Annotated in this window: 19 protein-coding genes and 1 pseudogene; 7 read left to right on the top strand and 13 right to left on the bottom strand. The window is 64.1% G+C overall.

The annotated features are described in order from the left end of the window. Positions 1-138: 138 nt before the first annotated feature. Positions 139-993, bottom strand: coding sequence for a MurR/RpiR family transcriptional regulator (locus tag VGO12_RS04420; protein WP_327511505.1), 855 nt, complete (start codon positions 991-993; stop codon positions 139-141). A gap of 94 nt (positions 994-1,087) precedes the next feature. Beyond that, positions 1,088-2,215 (bottom strand): Gfo/Idh/MocA family oxidoreductase, encoded by a 1,128-nt coding sequence (locus VGO12_RS04415; protein ID WP_327511504.1) that lies wholly within the window; start codon positions 2,213-2,215, stop codon positions 1,088-1,090. A gap of 262 nt (positions 2,216-2,477) precedes the next feature. Between VGO12_RS04415 and VGO12_RS04410 the strand changes: the two genes are divergently transcribed. Further along, positions 2,478-3,284: a class II glutamine amidotransferase gene (locus tag VGO12_RS04410; RefSeq protein ID WP_327511503.1), complete on the top strand. Its 807-nt coding sequence runs from the start codon at positions 2,478-2,480 to the stop codon at positions 3,282-3,284. Between the two features lie 182 nt (positions 3,285-3,466). Here the strand turns inward: VGO12_RS04410 and coaBC are convergent, their stop codons facing one another. Continuing rightward, entirely contained in the window at positions 3,467-4,687 is a 1,221-nt protein-coding gene (coaBC, locus tag VGO12_RS04405) for a bifunctional phosphopantothenoylcysteine decarboxylase/phosphopantothenate--cysteine ligase CoaBC (RefSeq protein ID WP_327511507.1), read from the bottom strand. A 284-nt stretch (positions 4,688-4,971) separates the two neighbouring features. On the opposite strand from coaBC, the gene VGO12_RS04400 reads away from it, so the two are divergent. Both VGO12_RS04400 and VGO12_RS04395 read left to right on the top strand, forming a co-directional pair. Continuing rightward, positions 4,972-6,777, top strand: a complete 1,806-nt coding sequence (locus VGO12_RS04400; RefSeq protein WP_327511502.1) for a sensor domain-containing diguanylate cyclase — start codon at positions 4,972-4,974, stop codon at positions 6,775-6,777. 150 nt (positions 6,778-6,927) lie between these two features. Beyond that, on the top strand, positions 6,928-8,508 hold the full coding sequence (locus tag VGO12_RS04395; RefSeq protein ID WP_327511501.1) for an ABC-F family ATP-binding cassette domain-containing protein: 1,581 nt from the start codon (positions 6,928-6,930) through the stop codon (positions 8,506-8,508). Positions 8,509-8,524: 16 nt separating this feature from the next. On the opposite strand, the gene VGO12_RS04390 is transcribed toward VGO12_RS04395, so the two are convergent. Beyond that, entirely contained in the window at positions 8,525-9,427 is a 903-nt protein-coding gene (locus VGO12_RS04390; RefSeq protein WP_327511500.1) for a cation diffusion facilitator family transporter, read from the bottom strand. 199 nt (positions 9,428-9,626) lie between these two features. Between VGO12_RS04390 and VGO12_RS04385 the strand changes: the two genes are divergently transcribed. Further along, the gene (locus VGO12_RS04385; RefSeq protein ID WP_327511499.1) at positions 9,627-10,406 is read left to right on the top strand and encodes a hypothetical protein; all 780 of its coding nucleotides are present in this window, start codon (positions 9,627-9,629) and stop codon (positions 10,404-10,406) included. A gap of 52 nt (positions 10,407-10,458) precedes the next feature. On the opposite strand, the gene VGO12_RS04380 is transcribed toward VGO12_RS04385, so the two are convergent. The 9 genes from VGO12_RS04380 to ubiE form a co-directional block, all read right to left on the bottom strand. After that, positions 10,459-10,917 carry a DUF4231 domain-containing protein gene (locus VGO12_RS04380; RefSeq protein WP_327511498.1) on the bottom strand — a complete coding sequence of 153 codons (459 nt, stop codon included), beginning with the start codon at positions 10,915-10,917 and terminating at the stop codon, positions 10,459-10,461. A 142-nt stretch (positions 10,918-11,059) separates the two neighbouring features. Then, complete coding sequence (locus VGO12_RS04375; protein ID WP_327511497.1) at positions 11,060-12,325, bottom strand: MFS transporter; 1,266 nt, start codon at positions 12,323-12,325, stop codon at positions 11,060-11,062. 144 nt (positions 12,326-12,469) lie between these two features. After that, positions 12,470-12,937, bottom strand: coding sequence for a nucleoside deaminase (locus VGO12_RS04370; protein ID WP_327511495.1), 468 nt, complete (start codon positions 12,935-12,937; stop codon positions 12,470-12,472). A 10-nt stretch (positions 12,938-12,947) separates the two neighbouring features. After that, on the bottom strand, positions 12,948-13,541 hold the full coding sequence (locus tag VGO12_RS04365; RefSeq protein ID WP_327511506.1) for an ankyrin repeat domain-containing protein: 594 nt from the start codon (positions 13,539-13,541) through the stop codon (positions 12,948-12,950). A gap of 342 nt (positions 13,542-13,883) precedes the next feature. Then, positions 13,884-14,663, bottom strand: a complete 780-nt coding sequence (locus VGO12_RS04360; protein WP_327511494.1) for an SDR family oxidoreductase — start codon at positions 14,661-14,663, stop codon at positions 13,884-13,886. Between the two features lie 160 nt (positions 14,664-14,823). After that, positions 14,824-15,084, bottom strand: a complete 261-nt coding sequence (locus tag VGO12_RS04355) for a hypothetical protein (protein ID WP_327511493.1) — start codon at positions 15,082-15,084, stop codon at positions 14,824-14,826. 149 nt (positions 15,085-15,233) lie between these two features. Beyond that, entirely contained in the window at positions 15,234-15,764 is a 531-nt protein-coding gene (locus VGO12_RS04350; RefSeq protein WP_327511491.1) for a GNAT family N-acetyltransferase, read from the bottom strand. Between the two features lie 226 nt (positions 15,765-15,990). Then, a complete protein-coding gene (ubiB, locus tag VGO12_RS04345) occupies positions 15,991-17,565 on the bottom strand; it encodes a 2-polyprenylphenol 6-hydroxylase (RefSeq protein WP_327511490.1) in 1,575 nt (524 codons plus the stop codon). Between the two features lie 5 nt (positions 17,566-17,570). Then, the gene (ubiE, locus tag VGO12_RS04340; protein ID WP_327511489.1) at positions 17,571-18,347 is read right to left on the bottom strand and encodes a bifunctional demethylmenaquinone methyltransferase/2-methoxy-6-polyprenyl-1,4-benzoquinol methylase UbiE; all 777 of its coding nucleotides are present in this window, start codon (positions 18,345-18,347) and stop codon (positions 17,571-17,573) included. 177 nt (positions 18,348-18,524) lie between these two features. Here ubiE and mutM point away from each other — a divergent pair, with 177 nt between their 5' ends. The 3 genes and pseudogenes from mutM to VGO12_RS04325 form a co-directional block, all read left to right on the top strand. Further along, positions 18,525-19,415, top strand: coding sequence for a bifunctional DNA-formamidopyrimidine glycosylase/DNA-(apurinic or apyrimidinic site) lyase (mutM, locus tag VGO12_RS04335; protein ID WP_327511488.1), 891 nt, complete (start codon positions 18,525-18,527; stop codon positions 19,413-19,415). Between the two features lie 47 nt (positions 19,416-19,462). Beyond that, positions 19,463-20,236 (top strand): enoyl-CoA hydratase, encoded by a 774-nt coding sequence (locus VGO12_RS04330; protein WP_327511487.1) that lies wholly within the window; start codon positions 19,463-19,465, stop codon positions 20,234-20,236. Positions 20,237-20,427: 191 nt separating this feature from the next. Then, positions 20,428-20,498 (top strand): annotated as a pseudogene (locus tag VGO12_RS04325) (30S ribosomal protein S20); the annotation flags it as partial.

The following is a 20,498-nucleotide window of genomic DNA, read 5'->3' as shown; positions in this document are numbered from 1 at the left end:
ACGTTCTGGCTCACTGCTTCCTCCCCGCGGACACCTTGGCGGGCCCGACCATTTTCGTACTGTGGGTGATGGCGGTATGAAACATAAATTCCGACGTTTCGTCAATATGGAATTTTCATTCTATCTGTTCCGTTTGGCCTAATTGCCCTCGGAAAGCTGCCGGCGCTTCTCGGCAATCGCAACCGTGAGTGCCATGGCAAAGGCCATGCTGGCGGACAGCGAGCGAAATCCGGCGTGGTCGGCCTCGACCAGCTCGAACCAGACTTTCGAGGATTCCGCCAGCGGCGAGAAGGCCGAGTCCGTCAGCGAGACGACAGGCACCTTGCGCTCGGCGAGCACGCGCGCCTGGGTGGCGCTTTCCGACGCATAGGGTGAAAAGCTGACGGCAAAGGCGGCGTCATTGCTCGACGCCATCGCCAGCATGTCGTCGTCGATGCCGGCGGCCGTGCCGACCAGCTGGTACTTCACCTTCAGCTTGCCGAAGGCATAGGCCATGTAGCTAGAGATCGGATAGGAGCGACGCTTGGCGATCAGGTAGACCGTGTCGGCCTTGGCCAGAATGCTGACGGCGCGCTCGAAGGCTTCCGGATCGACGGAGGAGGCGATGTTGTCGAGCGAGCGGTGGGCGGCGGCGACGAAACCGTTGAAGATCGAGCCGCTTTCAAGCTTGCTGTGGTCGTTGGCGCTGAGCGCCTTCAACCGGTCCTCATAGCCCGGCGTGCGTTCACGCAGCCGCGCGCGAAAAATCTGCTGCAGGCTGGAAAATCCCTCGAAGCCGAAATGCTGGGCGAAACGCACCAGCGTCGAAGGCTGGACTTCGGCGGACGTGGCGATGCTTGCCGCCGTGCCGAAGGCGATTTCATCGGGATTGTCGAGCGCGTAGGCGGCGACCTGGCGCAGCCGTTTCGGCAGTTGCGCCTTGCGTTCCAGAATGGCGGCCTTCAGCGCCTCGAAATCCTGCGGCACTTCAATGGTCGTTTCCGGCATGGCCATGTCTCGCTCGGTCCCTCGGGTCGTTTCGTTTGGCCTCACCCTAATCGATTAGTCGGGAACGGGATAGAACAGGCGTTCTATTTTTCCTCGTCAGTTAGATGCGCACCCAGTCGTTGGTCTTGGCCGACTGATAGGTCGCCGACAGCACCTTCTGCACTTCATAGCCTTCGCGGAAATCGGTCGAGGGCGACCTGCCTCCGGCGATGGCGTCGAGGAACTCCTTGACCTCGATCGCCTTCAGGTCGTTGAAACCGATCTGGTGGCCGGGCGCGACGCAGAAAGCGCCATAGGGCGGATGCTCCGGTCCTGCCCAGATCGTGCGGAAGCCACGGGTGCGGATGTCGTCACCGGTCTTGTAGAGGCGGATCTCGTTCAGCCGCTCCTGGGTGAAGACGATGCTACCCTTCGAGCCGTAGATCTCGAAATCGTGCTGCATCTTGCGACCCGTCGCGATCCAGCTTGCCTCGAAGCTGCCGGTGGCGCCGTTGTCGAAGCGCACGAAGGCGCGGGTGATGTCATCGACTTCGACGGCGCGGCTTTCGCTGGAGCCGGCGCTGACGGGGCGCTCGGGGATCTGGATGATGGTTTCCGCCAGCACCGATTTGATCGGACCGACGAGGTGACGCATGGAGGCGATGATGTGACTGCCGATATCGGCAAGTGCGCCGCCGCCGCTGGCCGGGTTCAGGCGCCAGCCCCATGGCACGCTGGCGTCGGCCATGAAATCTTCGGCGTGGATGCCGCGCATCGAGCGGATCTCGCCGATCTCGCCGCTCTCGATGATGTCCTTGGCAAGGAAGATCAGCGGGTTCTTCAGATAATTGAAGCCAACCTGGGTGACCACGCCCGCCTTTTCTGCGGCTTCCACCATCTCGCGGCATTCGGCAACGGTCGGCGCAAGCGGCTTTTCGCAATAGACGTGCTTGCCATGGGCGATCGCCGCCAGCGCCATCTCCTTGTGCAGGAGGTTTGGCGTGGTGATGTCGATGATGTCGATATCCGGATCGGTCAAGAGTTCGCGCCAGTCGGCGGTCGCCTTGCGGAAACCGAGCTGGCCGCGGGCACGCTCCGCACTTTCGACGGTGACGTCGGCGACAGAGACGAGGTCGAGCTCGAAGGGGAGGTCGAAGACCCGTGCGGCAATGGTGAAGCCCAATGCATGGGCCTTGCCCATGAAGCCCGTGCCGATCAGGCCGATGCCGAGTTTGCGCTTGCTGCCCATGCCGAATTCCTCCGTCGCCATACTGGCTCGAAATGAAATGTTTTGTGCATGATTTGTCAATATGGAATATTTGTTCGAAATGCAGCGGGATGGCTGGCCTGTGTCGCCGGAAACAGCCAAAACTGTGTGTTCCGGCTAACTTGATCTTGACGAAGGGGGAATGTGTTAACGCATTTTTACCATGTTCTGGCGGAACATCGCACTTCGTCATGGTTAACGAATCGCCCTCACGTGAGCGGGGCGGAGCTGGAGTGAAATCAGCATGTGCCGCTGGGCAGCCTATCGCGGGGAGCCGCTCTATCTCGAGGAACTGGTCACGTCTCCGGCGCACTCGCTGATCGAACAGTCCCATTGCGCGACACGCGCCAAGACCGCCACCAATGGCGACGGCTTCGGCATCGCCTGGTACGGCGACCATCCCGAGCCCGGGCGCTACCGCGACATCCTGCCCGCTTGGTCGGATTGCAACCTGAAGAGCATTGCCCGGCAGATCCGCTCGCCGCTGTTCCTTGCCCATGTGCGCGCCGCAACCGGTGGCGGCACGAGGCGCGACAACTGTCATCCCTTCGTCTTCGGCCGCTGGTCCTTCATGCACAACGGCCAGATCGGCGACTTCGAGCATCTGCGCCGGCCAATGGAGAGCATGCTCGACAACGATCTCTATTCGGCCCGCACCGGGACGACCGACTCGGAACTCCTGTTCCTGCTCGCGATGCAGTTCGGGCTCGACCGCGATCCGCTCGGCGCCATCGCCGAGGCACTCGCCTTCATCGAGCAACTCGCCGAGCACCTGGAGCGCCAGGTGCTGGTCCGCTTCACCGCCGCCTTCTCCGACGGTCACGATCTCTATGCGGTGCGTTACGCTTCCGACTGGAAGGCGCCGACGCTCTACGCTGCTCCGATGGGCCCGAGCGGCGGCTATTGCCTCGTCTCCGAACCGCTCAACGACGACGACAGCGCCTGGGTCGAAATCCCCGACGGAACCGCGGTCATCGTCGGTGAGAATGGCGTTGATGTCCGGCTGTTTTCGACCAAGGGCGCGCCGGTGCGGTCGCGGCAGCTCGCTTGAGTAGTGAACTCCGGCTGCCCCTCATCCGGCTGCCGCCACCTTCTCCCCGCAGGCGGGGAGAAGGAACATGCCGCATCCTCCCCGTCCTATCTACTCGCTGAGAATGCCTCGCTCACTCGCGGCACGTCCCCTCGCCCGGAGAGGGTTAGGGTGAGGGGGCCCCGCCCCCGCAAGGCGATCGATCAGCCTTGATCTTTTCGCCCCAGTTGCTCGGCAATCATCGCCGCAAGCTTCTCCGCCACGGCGTCCTTGTCCATTTCCGGCCAGTCGTCGTTGCCGACATGGGAGATCAGTTTCACCTTGTTGCGGTCGCCGCCCATGATGCCGGTTGCGGGCGACACGTCGTTGGCGAGAATGAAGTCCGCACCCTTGCGCTCGAGCTTGGCGCGGCCGTTGTCGGCGACGTTCTCGGTTTCGGCGGCAAAGCCGATGACGAGCTTGGGCCGCTTGGCGTGATGGCCGACCGTCTTCAGGATGTCGGGGTTTTCGGTGAGCTGTAGCGGCGGCGGCGCTTCGCCCGGCTTCTTCTTGATCTTGTTGCCGGCGGCCGTCGCCACCCGCCAATCGGCAACGGCTGCAACCATCACGGCGACATCGGCGGGAAGGGCGGAAAGCACCGCGTCGCGCATCTCTTCGGCCCGCTCGACATGCACGACCTTGAGGCCTGCCGGATCCGGAATCGTCACCGGGCCGGAGACCAGCGTCACGTCGGCGCCGAGCTTTGAGAGCGCCACAGCGATGGCGTGGCCCTGTTTGCCCGAGGAACGGTTGGCGATATAGCGCACCGGATCGATCGGCTCATGGGTCGGTCCCGAGGTGACGATGGCCTTCTTTCCGGCAAGCGGCTTCGGCGCTCCGTTCAACAGATTCTCGACGGCCGCGACGATTGCAAGCGGCTCGCTCATGCGGCCTTCGCCCGCCTCGCCGCTTTCCGCCATCTCGCCGGCCTCCGGACCGACGAAACGGATGCCGTCCTTCACGAGCGTCGCGCGGTTGCGCCGGGTTGCCGGATGCGACCACATCTTCGGGTTCATGGCCGGTGCGACCAGCACCGGGCGATCGGTCGCAAGCAGAATGGTGGAGGCAAGATCGTCGGCATGGCCGTTCGCCATCTTGGCCATAAGGTCGGCGGTTGCGGGCGCCACGACGATCAGGTCGCATTCGCGCGCCAGCCGGATATGACCGACATCCTGCTCGTCCTCGCGCGAAAAAAGGTCGATATAGACATGCGAGGCGGACAGCGCGCCGACGGCAAGCGGCGTCACGAATTGCTGTGCCCCTGACGTCATAACTGGCCTGACGCTTGCGCCGCGTTCCCTGAGCCGGCGGATCAGATCGAGGCTCTTGTAGGCCGCGATGCCGCCGGAGATGATGAGGAGGATACGCTTGCCCGACACTGTCATTTGCACCCGGCCTTTCGGCCGTCCTCTTGCCCGGCATCGGCTGCCGGGTCCTACGCGATACCAGAACATTTCATGCGGCCCGTCACGCGAGCCTGCCATGATCGAACCTACTTGAGCGATCCGCCCGGTGCAATGTGCGGTCGAAGCTGGACATGTGCCTGAACCAGCGCGCCGATAGGCTGGCCATCCCGTCAGATTCCGATCCGCCGCGGCATCGCCGCTGTTGCCGAAGCCTGGCAATGGGGTTAATCCGCTCTCAATCCCTGGGGGCTAAGCTTCATCCCATGCGCATAAACGCGATCACCAATTGGGCCTATGCCGTAACCGTCCTTCTGACCGGTCTTTCCGGCGCGGCCTTCATCCTGTCGACCGACAGTGCCATCAAGGAGCGCAGCGCCGTCGAACAGCATCTTGCGCTCGACACGCTCGGCGAAGAACTGGCGCTGGGCGCGGAACTGCGAACCGATGAGGCGCGGCTCTATGTCATGCGGGACGACGAGCGTCATCTCGAGGCCTTCCATCGTGCCGAGGAAGAGGAGAGCAAGCGGGAACAGGCGATCAAGACGGCGACGGACTTCGGCGCCACCCCGGGAGAGATCGCTGCCCTCCAGCAAATCGCACGCGAGGCTGAAGCGCTCGATACGGTCGAGGTCGCCGCCATCGAAGCCTACCGAAAGGGTGACCGCGCCAGCGCCCAGGAGAAGCTCTTCGGCCCCGAACACGAGCGCCTGCAGACAGCCCTGCTCGACACGGTCACGCGCTTTCGCGACCTGACCAATGCCCGCACCGGCGGCGCGCTCAACGAGGCGCAGGAAAAGAGCGACTGGTACGCCGTTGCCGCGAAATCGATGCTCGGCATCACCGCCGCGCTGTTCTTGAGCGTTCTCTATTTCATCCTCAAGCGTCGCGTCGCCATGCCGCTCAGCCGCATGAGCGGGATCGTGACGAGGCTTGCGGAGCAGGATTACGCCGTGGAAGTGCCCCTCGATCGGCGCCGCGATGAAATCGGCGAGATGAACCAGGCGATCCATATCTTCCGCGAGAACGGCCTTGAACGCGACCGGCTCGACGCCGAGCGGCGGCTGGACCAGCAGACCAAGGACCTGATCCTGCAGATGATGCATCGGCTGCAGGCCTGCCAGAGCCAGGACGAACTGGCCGAGGTCGTCGCCCGTTTTGCGCCGCAGATCTTTCCCAATCTCGCCGGGCATCTCTATGTGCTGAACGACAGCCGGACGCTTCTGACGCAGATCGGCACCTGGCTCGAGCCTGAGCATTCGGCCACCTCCTTCCCGTCGAGCGCCTGCTGGGGGCTGCGCCGCGGCCGGCCGCATGTCAGCAACCGGGGCCAGAGCGATATTGCCTGCCAGCATCTCGACGACCACGGCGTGGTCGGCCTCTGCGTGCCGCTGACGGCGCAGGGCGACACGATCGGCCTTCTCTATTTCGAGGAGAGTGCAAAGGAGCAGTTCGCCGTCGAGGCGTCGCGCCTCTATCTCGAACTGATCGCCGAGAACATCGGGCTTGCCGTCGCCAATCTGCAATTGCGCGAGAAGCTCACCAACCTCGCCGTTCGCGACGCGCTGACGGGGCTTCTCAATCGCCGCTGCCTCGACGAGGCGCTGAACCGGCAGCTGCGCGCCGGCACACCGCTCGCCTGCCTGATGTTCGACATCGATCATTTCAAGCGCTTCAACGACGAATTCGGCCATGATGCCGGTGATGTCGTCATGCAGTATGTGGCGCAGATCATCGTCGACACGGTCGGCGCCGCCGGCCACGCCTATCGCTTCGGTGGTGAAGAATTCACCGTGCTTCTGCCGGAGGCAGGCGAAGCCGCCGCCTACGAGCTTGCCGAGCGCCTGAGAACGAAGATCGGCACGACGCCGCTGTCCCATCGCGGCCGCATCCTCGGCTCGGTGTCCGTCTCCGTCGGCATTGCCGCCGCGCCGGACGGAGGGCCGGCTTCGACACTGTTGACGCGGGCGGATGCCGCCCTTCTCGAGGCGAAGAAACAGGGCCGCAACCGAAGCGTTCTGGCGTCGGGGCTCGTCTTCGGCGAAGGCGCGGAGCGACGGAACCTGGCCTGAACCGAAGGCAGCCCGGGGGCTCCCGCCTTGAAACGGGCGCATTCCGTGCTATCTATGAGGCCGATAGAAATTTGAACAGGATACACGCATCGATGGATTTCACCCTGAACGCCAAGCCGAACCGTCTTGCCATCAGGGAAATTCGTATCCATGCCTGCCTCCATTTCACTCTCCCAAATTTCGTGGTCCACGCCTGAGGGCCGAAGCCTCTTTTCCAATCTCGATCTGAATTTTGGTCCGGTTCGCACCGGCCTTGTCGGCCGCAATGGCGTCGGAAAGTCCACGCTGCTGCGGCTGATTGCCGGAACTTGCACACCACAGGCCGGAAAGATCACGGTTGAGGGGAGCCTCGGCGTCCTGAGCCAGACCGTCCAGGTTAGCGCTGACGAGACCGTCGCCGATCTCTTCGGCGTCTCCGATGCAATTGCGGTCCTGAAGCGGGCCGAAGCCGGGCTGGCCAGCCTCGACGAGCTTGCGGCTGCCGACTGGACGCTTGAAACGCGGCTGGACGCTGCGCTCGCTCGCGTCGGTCTGAATGCGCCGTCGCAAACCCGCCTTGCCGCCCTTTCGGGCGGGCAGATGACCCGCGTGAAGCTCGCCGCCCTCGTCTTCAAGGAGCCCGATTTCATCCTGCTCGACGAGCCCACCAACAATCTCGATCGCGAGGGCCGCGCGGCGGTTGCCGCGCTGATGGCGGGCTGGCGCGGCGGCGCCGTCGTCGTCAGCCATGATCGCGAACTGCTCGACGAGATGGATGCGATCGTCGAACTGACGACACTGGGTGCAACGACCTACGGCGGAAACTGGAGCCACTATCGCGAACGCAAGGCACTCGAACTGGCGTCAGCCCGCCACGATCTGGCGGATGCGGAGCGACGTCTCGCCGAGGTCGAGCGCAAGACCCAGGAGATGGCCGAGCGCAAGGCACACAAGGACGCAGCCGGCCGCCGCAAGCGTGCCAAGGGCGATGCGCCGCTGCTGCTGCTTGATGCAAGGAAGGAGCGCAGCGAGAAGACCGGCGGCGACAATGCCCGGTTGGCGGATCGCCGGCGCGATAAGGCGACCGGCGATCTCGTGCAGGCGCGCGAGCGCATCGAGATCCTGCAGCCGCTCACTGTTCGGCTGCCGTCGACGGGTCTGCCCGCCGGGCGCAGCGTGCTGCAGGTCGACGACGCCAGCGTCGGCTATGAGGCCGGAAAACCTGTCGTCGATCGCCTCTCGCTGTCGATCGTCGGCCCCGAACGGGTGGCGCTTGTCGGTCGCAACGGCTCGGGCAAGACAACGCTGTTGTCGCTGCTGACAGGTGAAATCCAGCCGTGGTCCGGCCATGTCCGGGTCCAGGTTGCCCATGCGCTGCTGGATCAGCAGGTGCGCCTGCTCGATCCCGGCCGTTCGATCCGCGACAACTTCCGACACCTCAACCCGCAGGCAAGCGAGAACGATTGCCGGGCGGCGCTGGCGCGCTTCATGTTCCGCGCGGAGGCCGCGCTACAGGTGGTCTCGAGCCTCAGCGGCGGCCAGATGCTGCGGGCAGGGCTTGCCTGTGTTCTCGGCGGCGGCAGTCCGCCACAGCTGTTGATTCTCGACGAGCCGACCAATCATCTGGACATCGATTCCATCGAGGCGGTCGAGGCGGGGCTCAGAGCCTATGATGGGGCGTTGCTGGTCGTCAGCCACGACCGGGCGTTTCTCGAGGCGATCGGCATCACGCGCAGGCTCGAGCTCTTCTGAAAGCGTGGCCGGGCGGTCACTCCGCCCAGCGCGCGTCGCCGGTAAAGGCGATCGTCAGCCAGCGGTCAGGACCCGGATCGCCGATCTCGTCGCCGATCTCGGCGCGGATGACGTCGAAATCGGCAAGCGTTCCCACCGTCTGGTCCGGGGCACCGATCAGGTAGATTTCAATCGTCCGGGAACGACCGACCTTGGCCACATAGGTGCGAAAATCGGAAAAGCCGTGGCGGGCGACTGCGTTGGCAGCCGCCTGCCTGACGCGCTCGTCGAGTTCTGCGGGCGCGACCAGCAGGATCTCCTTCAACGCATGGTAGACGGTGCGGATCGGCAGCGGGATGAGGCAGAGCGTCAGCACGATCAGGATCGCCGGGTCCGCATAGGGCGTATAGTGCTCGTAGGCGGTGCCCTTCAGCGTCGCAGCGGTCAGGAACGCGACGAGCAGTGCGGCGGTGATGGTGCCGGACATCGCCCAGGCGCGCACGTCGAGCGCCAGGAATTCCGAGCCGATCGTGCGGTTCGCCCGCCGCCCGTAGACGAACATGACGGCGCAGATGATGACGACGACGGCGGCATAGGCAATCGCCCAGTCGAAGGCGAGTTCGCGACCGCCCGTCAGCAGCGAGTCGACCGCGTTGATCAGCGCGTAGAACGAAAGCGAGGCCAGAAGCCCGGCATTGAACAAGAGGACCATCGGCTCGATATGCCAGAAGCCCATCTGGAAGCGGTTGCTCTGGCGCGGGATCAGCCGCGTCACGCCGAGCGCCAGCACGGTCATCGCGGCGTCGACGGCGGAAAATACCCCGTCGAACATGATCGAGACCGAGCCGGACAGAAGTCCGAACAGCACACCCGTCGCGCCGACGACGATGGTCGCGGCAATCGACCGTTTCAGGACCGTCTGTTCGCTCAGGGTGCTCATGATTTTGTTTTTACTCCTGTTTCGGCGGCGTGCTTAGAGGACGGCAGTGTCGAAAAGGTGGCGCTGATTGCGACCATAGCGCGTCGGCAGCGCCCGAGACAGCCTTCGGGCACGCCCTCTAATGAAGCATGGCGTTGTATTTCCGCGCGCCTGCGCTCAAGATTGTCTTTCATTTTTCGGCGGGGTCGACGGAGGGGAGATGATCGTCGAGGTGTTTCTGGGTGCGCTCTTCGTGTTCGGCACGGTAGCGCTGACGCTTGCGTCCTATTTTCTCATGCGACTGATCATGGGCGGTGAGGCGGAAGGGCACGAAAAGGAACTCGCCAGTTCCGTCATCTTCCGGATATCGGCCCTGCACGGCCTGATCCTTGCCCTCGTCTTTGCCCAGGAGATGGTGGAATACCAGCAGCTCAAATACGAGATGGCGACGGAAGCCGGCGCAATCGCCGACATCTTCTTCGATGCCGAGCGCTATGGCGAGGCTTTCAAGGCGCCGATCCAGCAGGCAATGTCCGCCTACGCGGCCGAGGTGATCGATGGCGAATGGCAGTCGCTCGGTGACAATGGCCGCCTTTCGGCAAAGGCCTGGGTCCACTGGGATCACGCCTACCAGCAGGTGCTCAACCTTGATCCGGCCGACAAGCGCCAGGAGAGCCTGCGCGGCCAGATGCTGGAGCGACTGCACGATATCTCGCAAAGCCGGACCAAGCGGGAAAGCAATGTCGCGGACCAGATCGACAGCATCTTCTGGTTCGCGGCGCTGTCGGGCGTCATCTTCATCGCGCTTGCCTACTATGCCTACCCGCCGGTCAGGCGCAACCTGCTGCTGCTATGCCTCTTCGGCGCCTACACCGGGATCATCCTGTTCCTGATCTACGCCTTCTCCAATCCCTACCGGCCGCCCGCAGCGCTGGCGCCTGGGCCACTCGAGCGGGTGCAGCAGCAGATCACGGCGGCGACACCCGCGACGGGCGGATAGGGCGGACAGCCTGAACCGGCGGGCAGCCGGTCAGCCCATCTGGCTGCGTGGGTCAAGCGTCCGCAGGATTCTTCCACTCAGTGATGCGAAACTTGAAAAAATCGTCCGAATCGGCCTGCAGCAGGGCCTCGACCTGGGCGTAGAGCAAATCGAAATTCGCGCCATCGTCGGCGGCGGTGCCGAGCTGCCGGCCGCCGGCGATCGCATGCGCCCGGTATTCGTAGTCACGCTTCAGGCGCTCGAGCGAAAGCTGTGTCTTGCGAAAATGCCGCCACTCCTCACCCCAGCGAAAGTGCGTGTCGATCCCGGTCAGTATGGCGATCGCAACGGCCACATGCGTCACATATGTCGAATCGTGGGCAGCAAGCGCAGGCAACACCGCACCAGATACGATCAGCATCAGCCTCACCGCAATGAAGCCGCACATCGGTCGATCGGCCAGATTCTTGCTTTCCTTGATCGACGCGTTGAGATGGGCGAGATAACCAGTAACAAATGCGTCGTTCGCCATGGCCGGCCCCCTCTGATCGCGCCGAGTTTCCGTCAAACACTCTTGCGCATGCAAGCACCCTTCACGGCTGCGAACAAGCGGCAATACAATCGCCCCAAAGCGATCCTCGTGATGTGCTAGCCCTCAGATAGGGGATCGCCCGCTAGGCGAGATGACCGTGCCGCAGCAGATCGGAGGTGACTTCGCCGCTGCCTGCCGACTTGGCGCGTGCCGTCTGAGGGCGCGGGGGAGGCATCGACTGGCCGATTGCAAACATCAGTGCGCTCGCCGCCGCGATCAGCGCGAACAAAAGGAACATGGCCGTGCCGCCGACGGCACCCAGCGCCAGGCCGCCGACGAGCGGGCCGAGAAAGTTTCCGAGCGACGACAACGAATGGGCGCCGAAATAGGTGCCGCGGTTGCCGGCGTCGGAAATGCCGTCGACCAGCATGTACTCCGAGGGCACGACCAGCACTTCGCCGATGGTGAAAAGGATCATCGAGGCGATCAGCATTTCTGCGCCGGTCGAGGCGGCAAAGCCGATTTCGCCGACCAGGAACAGCAGGCAGCCGAGGGACAGCGCGCGCATCGCCCCCATCCGCTCGATGACGAAACGGGCAGGCGTGCTGGCGATCACCACCGTTGCGGCATTGGTCGAGACCAGCAGCGCAAAGAGCGTGACGCCGTCCTTGAAATCGGCGTTCAGATATTGCGATAGGGTCACGGACCACTGGCCATGGACCGCCAGCAGCAACGTGCCGCCGATGACGAAGAAGACGAGCCGCCGGTCGCGCAGCGCTGAAACGAGGGCGCGCCAGCCGCCAGCCTCGGACGAACGATCCGTCGCGGTCCCCTGGCGCCCGGCTGCGTCAGGCACGGCGAAGAACAGCACGAGGGCGAAGGCGGCGTGCATCACGCCGGCGACCACGAACAGCGTCGTATACTCGGCGCCCACCCAAACACCGATCAACGGCCCGATCGCCCAGCCGGCATTGATGGTGAGATACCGCCAGGAGAATACCTTGAGGCGCAGGTGCTCGGGTGCTGCGTCGCTCATCAAGGCGCGCGCAACGGGCTCATAGACGGCAGCGGCGACTGCCGAGACGATGTGCGCCAGTGCAAAGGCGGCAATCGACTGCGCCAGCCCCAGTCCTGCGAGCGCCAGGCTAGCCATGAGGAGGGCGGCGGTGAGCATCCCCTTGCGGCCGATCCGGTCAGAAAAGGTGCCGGCAAAGGGGCTGACGACCGCGCCGAGCAGCGGTCCGGCACCGAGCAGCGCGCCGATGCTCGCGGGATTGAGGCCGAAATCGGCTTGCAGGCGGATCGCGAGAAACGTCAGGCTCATGCCTTTTGCGATCGTCACCACGCCGGAGCCGGCAATGAGAAGAAGCGCCACAAGGCGGCCGGCATTTTCGGAATAGGCAGTCATCGTGGTACCTGCAGGCTGGTCGCCGCCGGTCCGTTTGGAGCGCGCGCGGCAAAGAGGCGGGAAAGCTCCTACGACTACAGCTGACGCGTGTGCTTCGCAAGCCGGCTGTTGCCGGGCGGAGATGATACGCGCGTTTGGCCGCCCTCAGCCCTTGGCCCGTTGTTGCCATTCCGTATAGAGCGGTGTCACGCCGTCTTCCTCGACCGGGACATGGCGAAAACGCATCGCCTGCTCCGCAATCGGCCTTGCCAGTTCGGCGTAGATAGCGGCAGTCGACAGGCCGAAAGGTTCGGCATCCGCGTTCGAATGGGCGTAGGCAATGTCGGTGATGCCGACCATGCGCATGGCCGCAAGGCACATCGGGCACGGCTGGCCGCTGGCATAGACGGCGGCCCCTTCGAGCCGCGGGGAGGCGAGCGTCCGGGCTGCGGCGCGCACTGCGTTGAGTTCGGCATGGGAGGTCGGATCGCCCGTCGACAGCATCTCGTTGACACCGCGCCCGACGATCTCGCCGTCCTTGACGACAACGGCGCCGAACGGGCGCCCGCCCTTTGCTATGTTGTTGCGGGCAAGCGTGATTGCTTCGGCGAGATAGGTCTTTTCCGGGTCCATGGGATCGTTCCTACCGAGCGCCGGCTTGAGCCAGCAGCTTCTCGATGCGATCGTAGCCGCGTCGGCGCGCATGCGTCAGCGGGCTCACGCCTTCGCCGTCGGCAAGATTGACGTCGGCGCCGGCCTCGACCAGCAATCGCACGATTTCCGTGTGTTTTTCGCCGCCGGTGCCGAGGATGATCGCCTCGAGAAGAGCCGTCCAGCCAAGCCGGTTGACGTGGTCGACGTCGACCCCGGCCCCGATCAGTGTCCTGACGGTTTCGACATGGCCACGTTCGGCGGCCGGGATCAGCGCCGTTCCCCCATAGCGATTGGTGCTCTTGAGGTCGGCGCCGTTTTCAAGCGTCAGTTTCAGGATCTCGAGCTGGCCGCGCGCGCCGGCATAAAGATAGGGGCTGTCCTGGATCTTGTCCTTGGCGTTGACGTCAGCGCCGGCCTCGATCAGCACGCGCGCCGCGTCGATGCGGTTGCCGTGGGTGGCCACGAGCAGGGCGGTGGCGCCGCTGGCGTCGCGCGCCTCGATGCTTGCGCCGTCCTTCATCAAGGTCCGCACCTTGGTCACGTCGCCGGCCTCGGCGGCGGAAATCAGCTGGTTTTCGAGCATGGAGGCCCCCACGATGTCAGGTGAAAGGCTGAAGGCGGCGAACGAAGCGCCAGCCAGCGCGCCTAAAAGTCTTGGTCGCATGTCCATCTTTCCGATCATGCAGGGCAGCCGGACGGGCGACTGCCTCGCCTTTGCTCGACGCGATCCTGTGCTTAACTGATCCGCTCCGCGAGCATTTCAAGAGCTCAAGTCGTGCGCTCCCCTTCGGCCGTCTCCCACACCCGGCAACGGTCTGAAGCAACTGACCATAGGCAGGCGGCAATCCGTCCGGAAATTAATTCTATGGATGCTGGCCAGTGGAAATATGAATGAAGCGCTTCGGGTCGCAATACCTCGGTCGCGTCACAGCATCGAACGGCTGAGGCCGCCGTCGACCGGCAGGGCAACGCCGGTGATGTAGCCCGCCGGGCGGCTTGCGAGGAAGGCTGCGGCTGCGCCGAACTCGGCCGGCGTGCCATAGCGTCCGAGCGGGATCTCCTGTTGGCTGCGGGCGGCAACCGTGGCGATGTCGACGCCTTCGCTTTCGGCGTCCATCCGGTCGAAACTGAGCGTGCGGTCGGTGGCGAGCCGCCCGGGAAGCAGCAGGTTGACGGTCACGCCTTCGGCCGCGACTTCGCCGGCAAGGGTCTTCAGCCAGCCGGCGACCGCGCTTCGAAGCGCGTTCGATGCGGTGAGGCCGGCGATCGGCTCGCGGATGCTGGTCGACGCAACGGCGATGACCCTGCCGAAGCCGCGGGTGCGCATGCCCGGCAGCAGCCGGCCAGTGACGCGCATCCCGGCAAGAACCATGGTTTCGAACTGCGCGCGCCAGAAATCGGGGTCGATCGCCGAAGCATCCGAGGGCGGCGGGCCGCCGCCGTTGAGAACAAGAATGTCGATGCTGCCGAAATCCGCTTCGATCTGATCCAGCACGCCGTCGAGTGTGTCGGGTTTGGAAAGGTCGAGCGCATAACCTCGGGCCGCCGGGCCGATGGCGCTTGCAGCCTTTGCCGCGGCATTCAGATCACGGCCGGTGAGTGCCACGGCCACCCCCTCGGCGGTCAGAGCCTCGGCGATGCCGCGACCCAGCCCCTTGCTGCCGCCCAGCACCAGTGCGCGTTTTCCAGCGATACCAAGATCCATGCTCGATCCTCCTCGATTGCCGCGTCCAGAATGGCTCGTGTTTGCAGCTACACCAGATCTTCTCATAGCGGTATCGATTTGATCGTCGAAAGTCGGCCAATCAAGAAAACCCGGCCGCGTCGCGACCGGGTTTTCAAGCACCCTCCCTTGATCCACCGCTTTAGCGGCAGATGCGGATCTTCTTGTAGTAGAGGTTGCCGTAGCTGTCGTAGCGCTTGACGGTCTTCAGGAAGCAAGTGGGCGCGTCGTCGTAGTAATAGGGTCCGCCGTAGTAGCCGCCGACATAACCGACACGGCCGTTCCAGCCATTGCCGTAGTACCCGTTTCCGAAGCCGATCGAGAACCCGCCGGCCTTGGACGGCGCGGCAAAGGAGACGGCGGCGGTGACGGCGACAACGGCTGCGACGATGAACTTGCGCATGAACTCTCTCCTCTGGAATTGTTGGGATGATCGTTCGTCATCCATGAGACGAAAGTCGCATGCTTCCGATGTATGCGCAGTTCCGAATGGAACACGGTGCGGTCGGCGCTTGCGGGAGACCGCAACCGCCGACCGCGGGCCACAGGCTTTTAGACGGCAATGGGCGCCGCCGGCGCGCGGACGCGCGCCATCGCAAACACGTCGGCCAGCACGCCGTGCCTCAGCGCATAGGCCCGGTGCGTGCCCTCCATCTCGAATCCGGCCTTGCGATAGAGCGCGATCGCAGCCTCGTTGTCGGTAAAGACCGTCAGCTCGATGCGGCTGATGCCGAGCCAGTTGTCGGCGGCATCGATCAGCGCCGTCAGCAATGACTTGCCGATACCTTCGCCACGATGATCGTCGTCGACACTGATGCCAAGTGCCGCCGAATGCTGGCGCCGTCCCTTACTGCGGTGCAGTCCGGCCATGCCGAGAATGCGGCCGGCGCGCTCGGCGACAACCACGACACTGTCGTCTGACAGGCTCTCCAGCCATTTGCGCGTCAGTTCCGGGGTCGAAAAAGGCTGGCGCAGCGTGCCCGAGCGGATGCCTGGCTGGCTCATCAGCGCCGCGATTGCCTCGAAGTCGACGATGCGGGCGGCGCGGATACTGATTTTGGAAGGGGCGGGTGTTTCGCTCATTGTTTCCTCTCGTTTTCTCCGAGGAAACAGGATCCAACCCTGCGCGCCTCGGCAGGGTTGGCTGGGGGACATTCCGCTTAAATCAGCGCGACAGGCCTCCCGCACACCCCTGGGGTATGCGTGCAAAGCGTCATCACGAGAATCGAGCGATTGTCCATGAGGGCAGGATAACAAGCGCAGGTGGAAAGACAAGCCCGCCCGTGCCGGCCAAGGCGCGGGCGGAAGATCAGGTCACCTGCCAGGCGATGTAGATGAGCGTGGCCGCGATCAGCCAGAGGGCGACGCGGCCGGAGCGCGTATGGCGCGCCTCCGCCTTGCCGATCGCATGCGCGGTCTCGGCGTCGAAGCGCAGGCCGTTCTCGCTCATCGCCATGATCTCGCTCGAGAATTTTTCCGTGCGAGCGGCGATCTCCGGGGCCGCTTCTGCCAGACGCAGTGCCGCATGCAGGCCATCGCGCAGATCGCCGACGATGCGCTTCGGCCCGAGATTGTCGCGGATCCACTTGCCCACCACCGGTTCGGAGGCCTTCCACATGTTGAAGCGTGGATTGAGTGTGCGGGCGACACCCTCGACGACGACCATCGTCTTTTGCAGCATGACGAGCTCGGGGCGCGTCTGCATGTCGAAGAGCTCGGTGACCTCGAAGAGCAGCGTCAGCAGCTTCGCCATCGAGATGGTCTCGGCCGGCTGGCCATGGATCGGCTCGCCGATGGCGCGGATCGCCTGGGCAAAGCTCGCCGCATCGTGATGGGAGGGCACGTAGCCCGCCTCGAAATGTACGTCGGCGACGCGCTGGTAGTCACGGGTGATGAAGCCGAAGAGGATTTCGGCCAGGAACCGCCGTTCCTTCTTGCCGAGGCGACCGACGATGCCCATGTCGACGGCGACGATGTGGCCGTCGTCATCGACGAAAAGGTTGCCCTGGTGCATGTCGGCGTGGAAGAAGCCGTCGCGCAGCGTGTGGCGCAGGAAGGACTGGATCAGCACCTCGGCAAGCAGGTTGAGGTCGTGGCCGGCGGCCTTCAGCCCCTCGATATCCGACATCTTGACGCCGTCGATCCACTCCATGGTGACGACGTCGCGACCGGTCCGTTCCCAGTCGACCTTGGGCACGCGGAAGCCGGAATCCTCCTTGGTGTTCTCGCCAAGCTCGGAAAGGGCTGCGGCCTCCAGTCGAAGATCCATCTCGATCTTCGTCGTCTGCTCCAGCGTCTTGGTGACCTCGACCGGCTTCAGCCGGCGCGTATAGGGCAGGAAACGCTCCTGCATGTGGCTGACGAGGTACATCGCCTCGATGTCGGAGGCAAAGCGCAGGCGAACACCGGGACGGATGACCTTGACTGCGACCTTTTCCGGCTTGCCGTCACGTATGACGATCGCCGGGTGCACCTGCGCGATCGAGGCGGCCGCCATCGGCTCGGAGAACTCGGCGTAGAGGTCGTCGACCTTCCGGCCGAGCGAGCCTTCGATCGCGGCCCTTGCCTCGCTCGACGGGAAGGTGGCCATGCTGTCTTGCAACAGCGAAAGGTCGGCGGCGAACTCCGCGCCGACGACGTCGGGGCGCGTTGCCAGGAACTGGCCGATCTTCACATAGGAAGGACCAAGGCGGGCGACGGCGCGCGACAGCCGGTCGCTGCGCTCTTCGCCGGGCACCTTGCGGCGCGCCAGCACGCCTGCGACTTTCTGCGCAAACCGTGCGAAGGGGGGCAGGTGCTCGGACGGCACCGCCGAAACGACCCCTTCGCGCACGAGAACCCAGCCGATCCGCGCGAGGCGGACATATGCTCCAGGCGTGCTCATGAGGATCAGATTTTCCAGCCGGAATGCAGCGCCGCGATGCCGCCGGTATAATTGGTGAAGGAGACGCGCGAGAAGCCCGCCTCCACAATCATCGCGGCGAAGTCCTTCTGGTTCGGAAACTTGCGGATCGATTCCACCAGATACTGGTAGGGCGCCTCGTCACCGGTGATCAGCTTGCCGAACTTCGGGATCGCGTTGAATGACCAGGCGTCATAGAAACGGTCGAGCAGGGGCATCTCCACCTCGGAGAATTCGAGCACGAGCAGGCGGCCGCCGCGCTTCAGCACGCGATGGGCCTCCTTCAGCGCGACGTCGATGCGCGGCACGTTGCGGATGCCGAAGGCGATCGTATAGGCGTCGAAGCTGTTGGCCTCGAACGGCAGTTCCTCGGCATTGGCCTCGACGAACGTCAGATTGGCGGAGAGTTTCTTCTTTTCCGCCCGCTCGGCGCCGACGGCGAGCATCGAGCCGTTGATGTCGAGCACCGTCGAATGCGCCTTGCGGTCGGAGGCCTCGATGATGCGGAAGGCGATGTCACCGGTGCCGCCGGCAACGTCGAGGGTCCTGTAGCCCTCGCGGCGCGGCGGGTTCAGCGCCGCGATCATCGCGTCCTTCCAGGCGCGGTGCAGGCCGGCCGACATCACGTCGTTCATGATGTCGTAGCGCTTGGCCACCTTATGGAAGACATCGTTGACGAGCGGCTGCTTTTCGCCGGCGCCGACGTTGCGGAAACCGAAGGATATTTCCATGCCGCCATCTGCCGATACGCGCTGATCCGTCATACGAAGAACTCCACCTGAACCAATTTTTCCGGCACCATAGCGAAAAGGCCCGCCACACGCTATCTCGTGGGCGGGACCGCGGCTGCGGCATAGCGCACCCCTATAGGATAAGAAGGCCGCCAAGGAAATGCCATCCGCCGTCTCTGCGGATGGCCCCCCGCATGAAGGAGTGCAGTGATGCCGGAATTGCCAGAGGTCGAAACCGTCAAGCGCGGCCTGGCGCCGACCATGGAGGGCGCGCTCCTTGTCAACGCGGAACTGCGCCGGCCGGATCTCAGGTTTCCGTTCCCGGAAAATTTCGCATCGACCGTTTCCGGCCAGCGGATCGTCTCCTTGTCGCGCCGCGCCAAGTATCTAATGATCGATCTGGAAGCCGGTGACGTCATCATCGCCCATCTCGGCATGTCCGGCTCCTTCCGCATCGAGGCCGGTTCGGCCCCGGCGACGCCAGGTGAATTCCACCACCCCCGCGGCAAGGACGAGAAGCACGACCACGTCGTCTTTCATCTCGATGGCTCAAGCGGTCCGGTGCGGGTGATCTACAACGATCCGCGCCGCTTCGGTTTCATGGATCTTGCACGCCGGGATACGGTCGCCTCGCATGCCTATTTCCGTGCGCTCGGCGAGGAGCCGACCGGCAACATGCTGGACGCCGTCTATCTGGCGGCGCGCTTCGAGCGCAAGGCGCAGCCGTTGAAGGCGGCGCTGCTCGACCAGAAGAACATCGCCGGGCTCGGCAATATCTATGTCTGCGAGGCGTTGTGGCGCTCGGGCCTGTCGCCGCTGAAGCCGGCGGGCGACCTCGTCGACAAGCGCGGCAAGCCGAAGGACGGCCTGCTCAGACTGACGGACGCCATCCGGCAAGTCATCGCCGACGCGATCGCGGCCGGCGGCTCGTCGCTGAAGGACCATATCCAGGCCGACGGCTCGCTCGGCTACTTCCAGCACTCCTTCTCGGTCTATGATCGCGAAGGAGAGGCTTGCCGCACGACCGGATGCAACGGTACCGTCGCCCGCATCGTGCAGGCGGGCCGGTCAACCTTCTATTGCCCGAACTGCCAGAAGTGAGCTTCGCGCCAGCGGTGCGGCGCCCGAGATGAACCGGAGGAACGAGAATGGCTTACGAAACCCTGTTGGTCGAAACGCGTGGTCGCGTCGGCCTTGTGACGCTCAATCGCCCACAGGCGCTCAATGCGCTGAATTCGACCGTCATGCGCGAGCTCACCGCAGTGCTGAAGGCCTTTGACGCCGACAGGGACATCGGCGCCGTGGTCATCACCGGCTCGGAAAAGGCCTTTGCCGCCGGCGCCGACATCAAGGAAATGCAGACGCTCGATTTCGTCGACAGCTATCTTGGCGACTTCATCGGCGGATGGGAGCAGGTGGCAGGTGCCCGCAAGCCTGTCATCGCGGCTGTTTCCGGCTACGCGCTCGGCGGCGGCTGCGAGCTCGCGATGATGTGCGACTTCATCATCGCCTCGGAGACGGCCAAGTTCGGCCAGCCGGAAATCACGCTCGGCGTCATTCCGGGCATGGGCGGCTCGCAGCGGCTCACCCGTGCGGTCGGCAAGGCCAAGGCCATGGACCTTGTCCTGACCGGCCGCATGATGGACGCGGCGGAGGCCGAACGCGCGGGACTCGTTTCGCGTGTGGTCCCGGGCGACAAATTGATGGAGGAAGCGATGGCTGCGGCCGAGAAGATCGCCTCCTTCTCGCTGCCGTCGGTGATGATGGCGAAGGAGGCTGTGAGCCGTTCGCTGGAGCTGACGCTTGCCGAAGGACTGCGTTTCGAGCGCCGGCTCTTCCAGTCGCTGTTTGCGACCGAGGACCAGAAGGAGGGCATGTCCGCCTTTGCTGCCAAGCGCAAGCCGGAGTTCAAACATCGCTAGCCCGGACGCTTGGCGCGCAGATTCTGGAAAATGCGCGTTGACGGGGCGGCCGTTTCCCGCTATACGCCGCCCTCAGTTTGGAACGCCAATCTGGGCTTTCCGGAAATACTCCCGAATTGCATTGATGACAGGTCGCAGTGACCCGGCACGGCGAGGGCGGAGTTCATGTCAGTTTTCGAAGAGAGGCACCAATGGCCAATACAACTTCGGCGAAAAAGGCGACCCGCAAGATCGCACGCCGCACTGCAGTGAACAAGGCTCG

This window comes from Ensifer sp. (assembly GCF_035999135.1).
In the GTDB taxonomy this organism is placed as follows: Bacteria; Pseudomonadota; Alphaproteobacteria; order Rhizobiales; family Rhizobiaceae; genus Ensifer.
The sequence above is the reverse complement of the archived record's forward strand: the minus strand, read 5'-3'. Positions and strand labels throughout refer to the sequence as shown.

Bases quoted from the DNA above. Each gene is read 5' to 3' on its own strand.
- VGO12_RS04420 (WP_327511505.1), bottom strand. From the start codon at position 993: ATGGCCATGCCGGAAACGACCATTGAAGTGCCGCAGGATTTCGAGGCG.
- VGO12_RS04415 (WP_327511504.1), bottom strand. From the start codon at position 2,215: ATGGGCAGCAAGCGCAAACTCGGCATCGGCCTGATCGGCACGGGCTTC.
- VGO12_RS04410 (WP_327511503.1), top strand. From the start codon at position 2,478: ATGTGCCGCTGGGCAGCCTATCGCGGGGAGCCGCTCTATCTCGAGGAA.
- coaBC (WP_327511507.1), bottom strand. From the start codon at position 4,687: ATGACAGTGTCGGGCAAGCGTATCCTCCTCATCATCTCCGGCGGCATC.
- VGO12_RS04400 (WP_327511502.1), top strand. From the start codon at position 4,972: ATGCGCATAAACGCGATCACCAATTGGGCCTATGCCGTAACCGTCCTT.
- VGO12_RS04395 (WP_327511501.1), top strand. From the start codon at position 6,928: ATGCCTGCCTCCATTTCACTCTCCCAAATTTCGTGGTCCACGCCTGAG.
- VGO12_RS04390 (WP_327511500.1), bottom strand. From the start codon at position 9,427: ATGAGCACCCTGAGCGAACAGACGGTCCTGAAACGGTCGATTGCCGCG.
- VGO12_RS04385 (WP_327511499.1), top strand. From the start codon at position 9,627: ATGATCGTCGAGGTGTTTCTGGGTGCGCTCTTCGTGTTCGGCACGGTA.
- VGO12_RS04380 (WP_327511498.1), bottom strand. From the start codon at position 10,917: ATGGCGAACGACGCATTTGTTACTGGTTATCTCGCCCATCTCAACGCG.
- VGO12_RS04375 (WP_327511497.1), bottom strand. From the start codon at position 12,325: ATGACTGCCTATTCCGAAAATGCCGGCCGCCTTGTGGCGCTTCTTCTC.
- VGO12_RS04370 (WP_327511495.1), bottom strand. From the start codon at position 12,937: ATGGACCCGGAAAAGACCTATCTCGCCGAAGCAATCACGCTTGCCCGC.
- VGO12_RS04365 (WP_327511506.1), bottom strand. From the start codon at position 13,541: ATGCTCGAAAACCAGCTGATTTCCGCCGCCGAGGCCGGCGACGTGACC.
- VGO12_RS04360 (WP_327511494.1), bottom strand. From the start codon at position 14,663: ATGGATCTTGGTATCGCTGGAAAACGCGCACTGGTGCTGGGCGGCAGC.
- VGO12_RS04355 (WP_327511493.1), bottom strand. From the start codon at position 15,084: ATGCGCAAGTTCATCGTCGCAGCCGTTGTCGCCGTCACCGCCGCCGTC.
- VGO12_RS04350 (WP_327511491.1), bottom strand. From the start codon at position 15,764: ATGAGCGAAACACCCGCCCCTTCCAAAATCAGTATCCGCGCCGCCCGC.
- ubiB (WP_327511490.1), bottom strand. From the start codon at position 17,565: ATGAGCACGCCTGGAGCATATGTCCGCCTCGCGCGGATCGGCTGGGTT.
- ubiE (WP_327511489.1), bottom strand. From the start codon at position 18,347: ATGACGGATCAGCGCGTATCGGCAGATGGCGGCATGGAAATATCCTTC.
- mutM (WP_327511488.1), top strand. From the start codon at position 18,525: ATGCCGGAATTGCCAGAGGTCGAAACCGTCAAGCGCGGCCTGGCGCCG.
- VGO12_RS04330 (WP_327511487.1), top strand. From the start codon at position 19,463: ATGGCTTACGAAACCCTGTTGGTCGAAACGCGTGGTCGCGTCGGCCTT.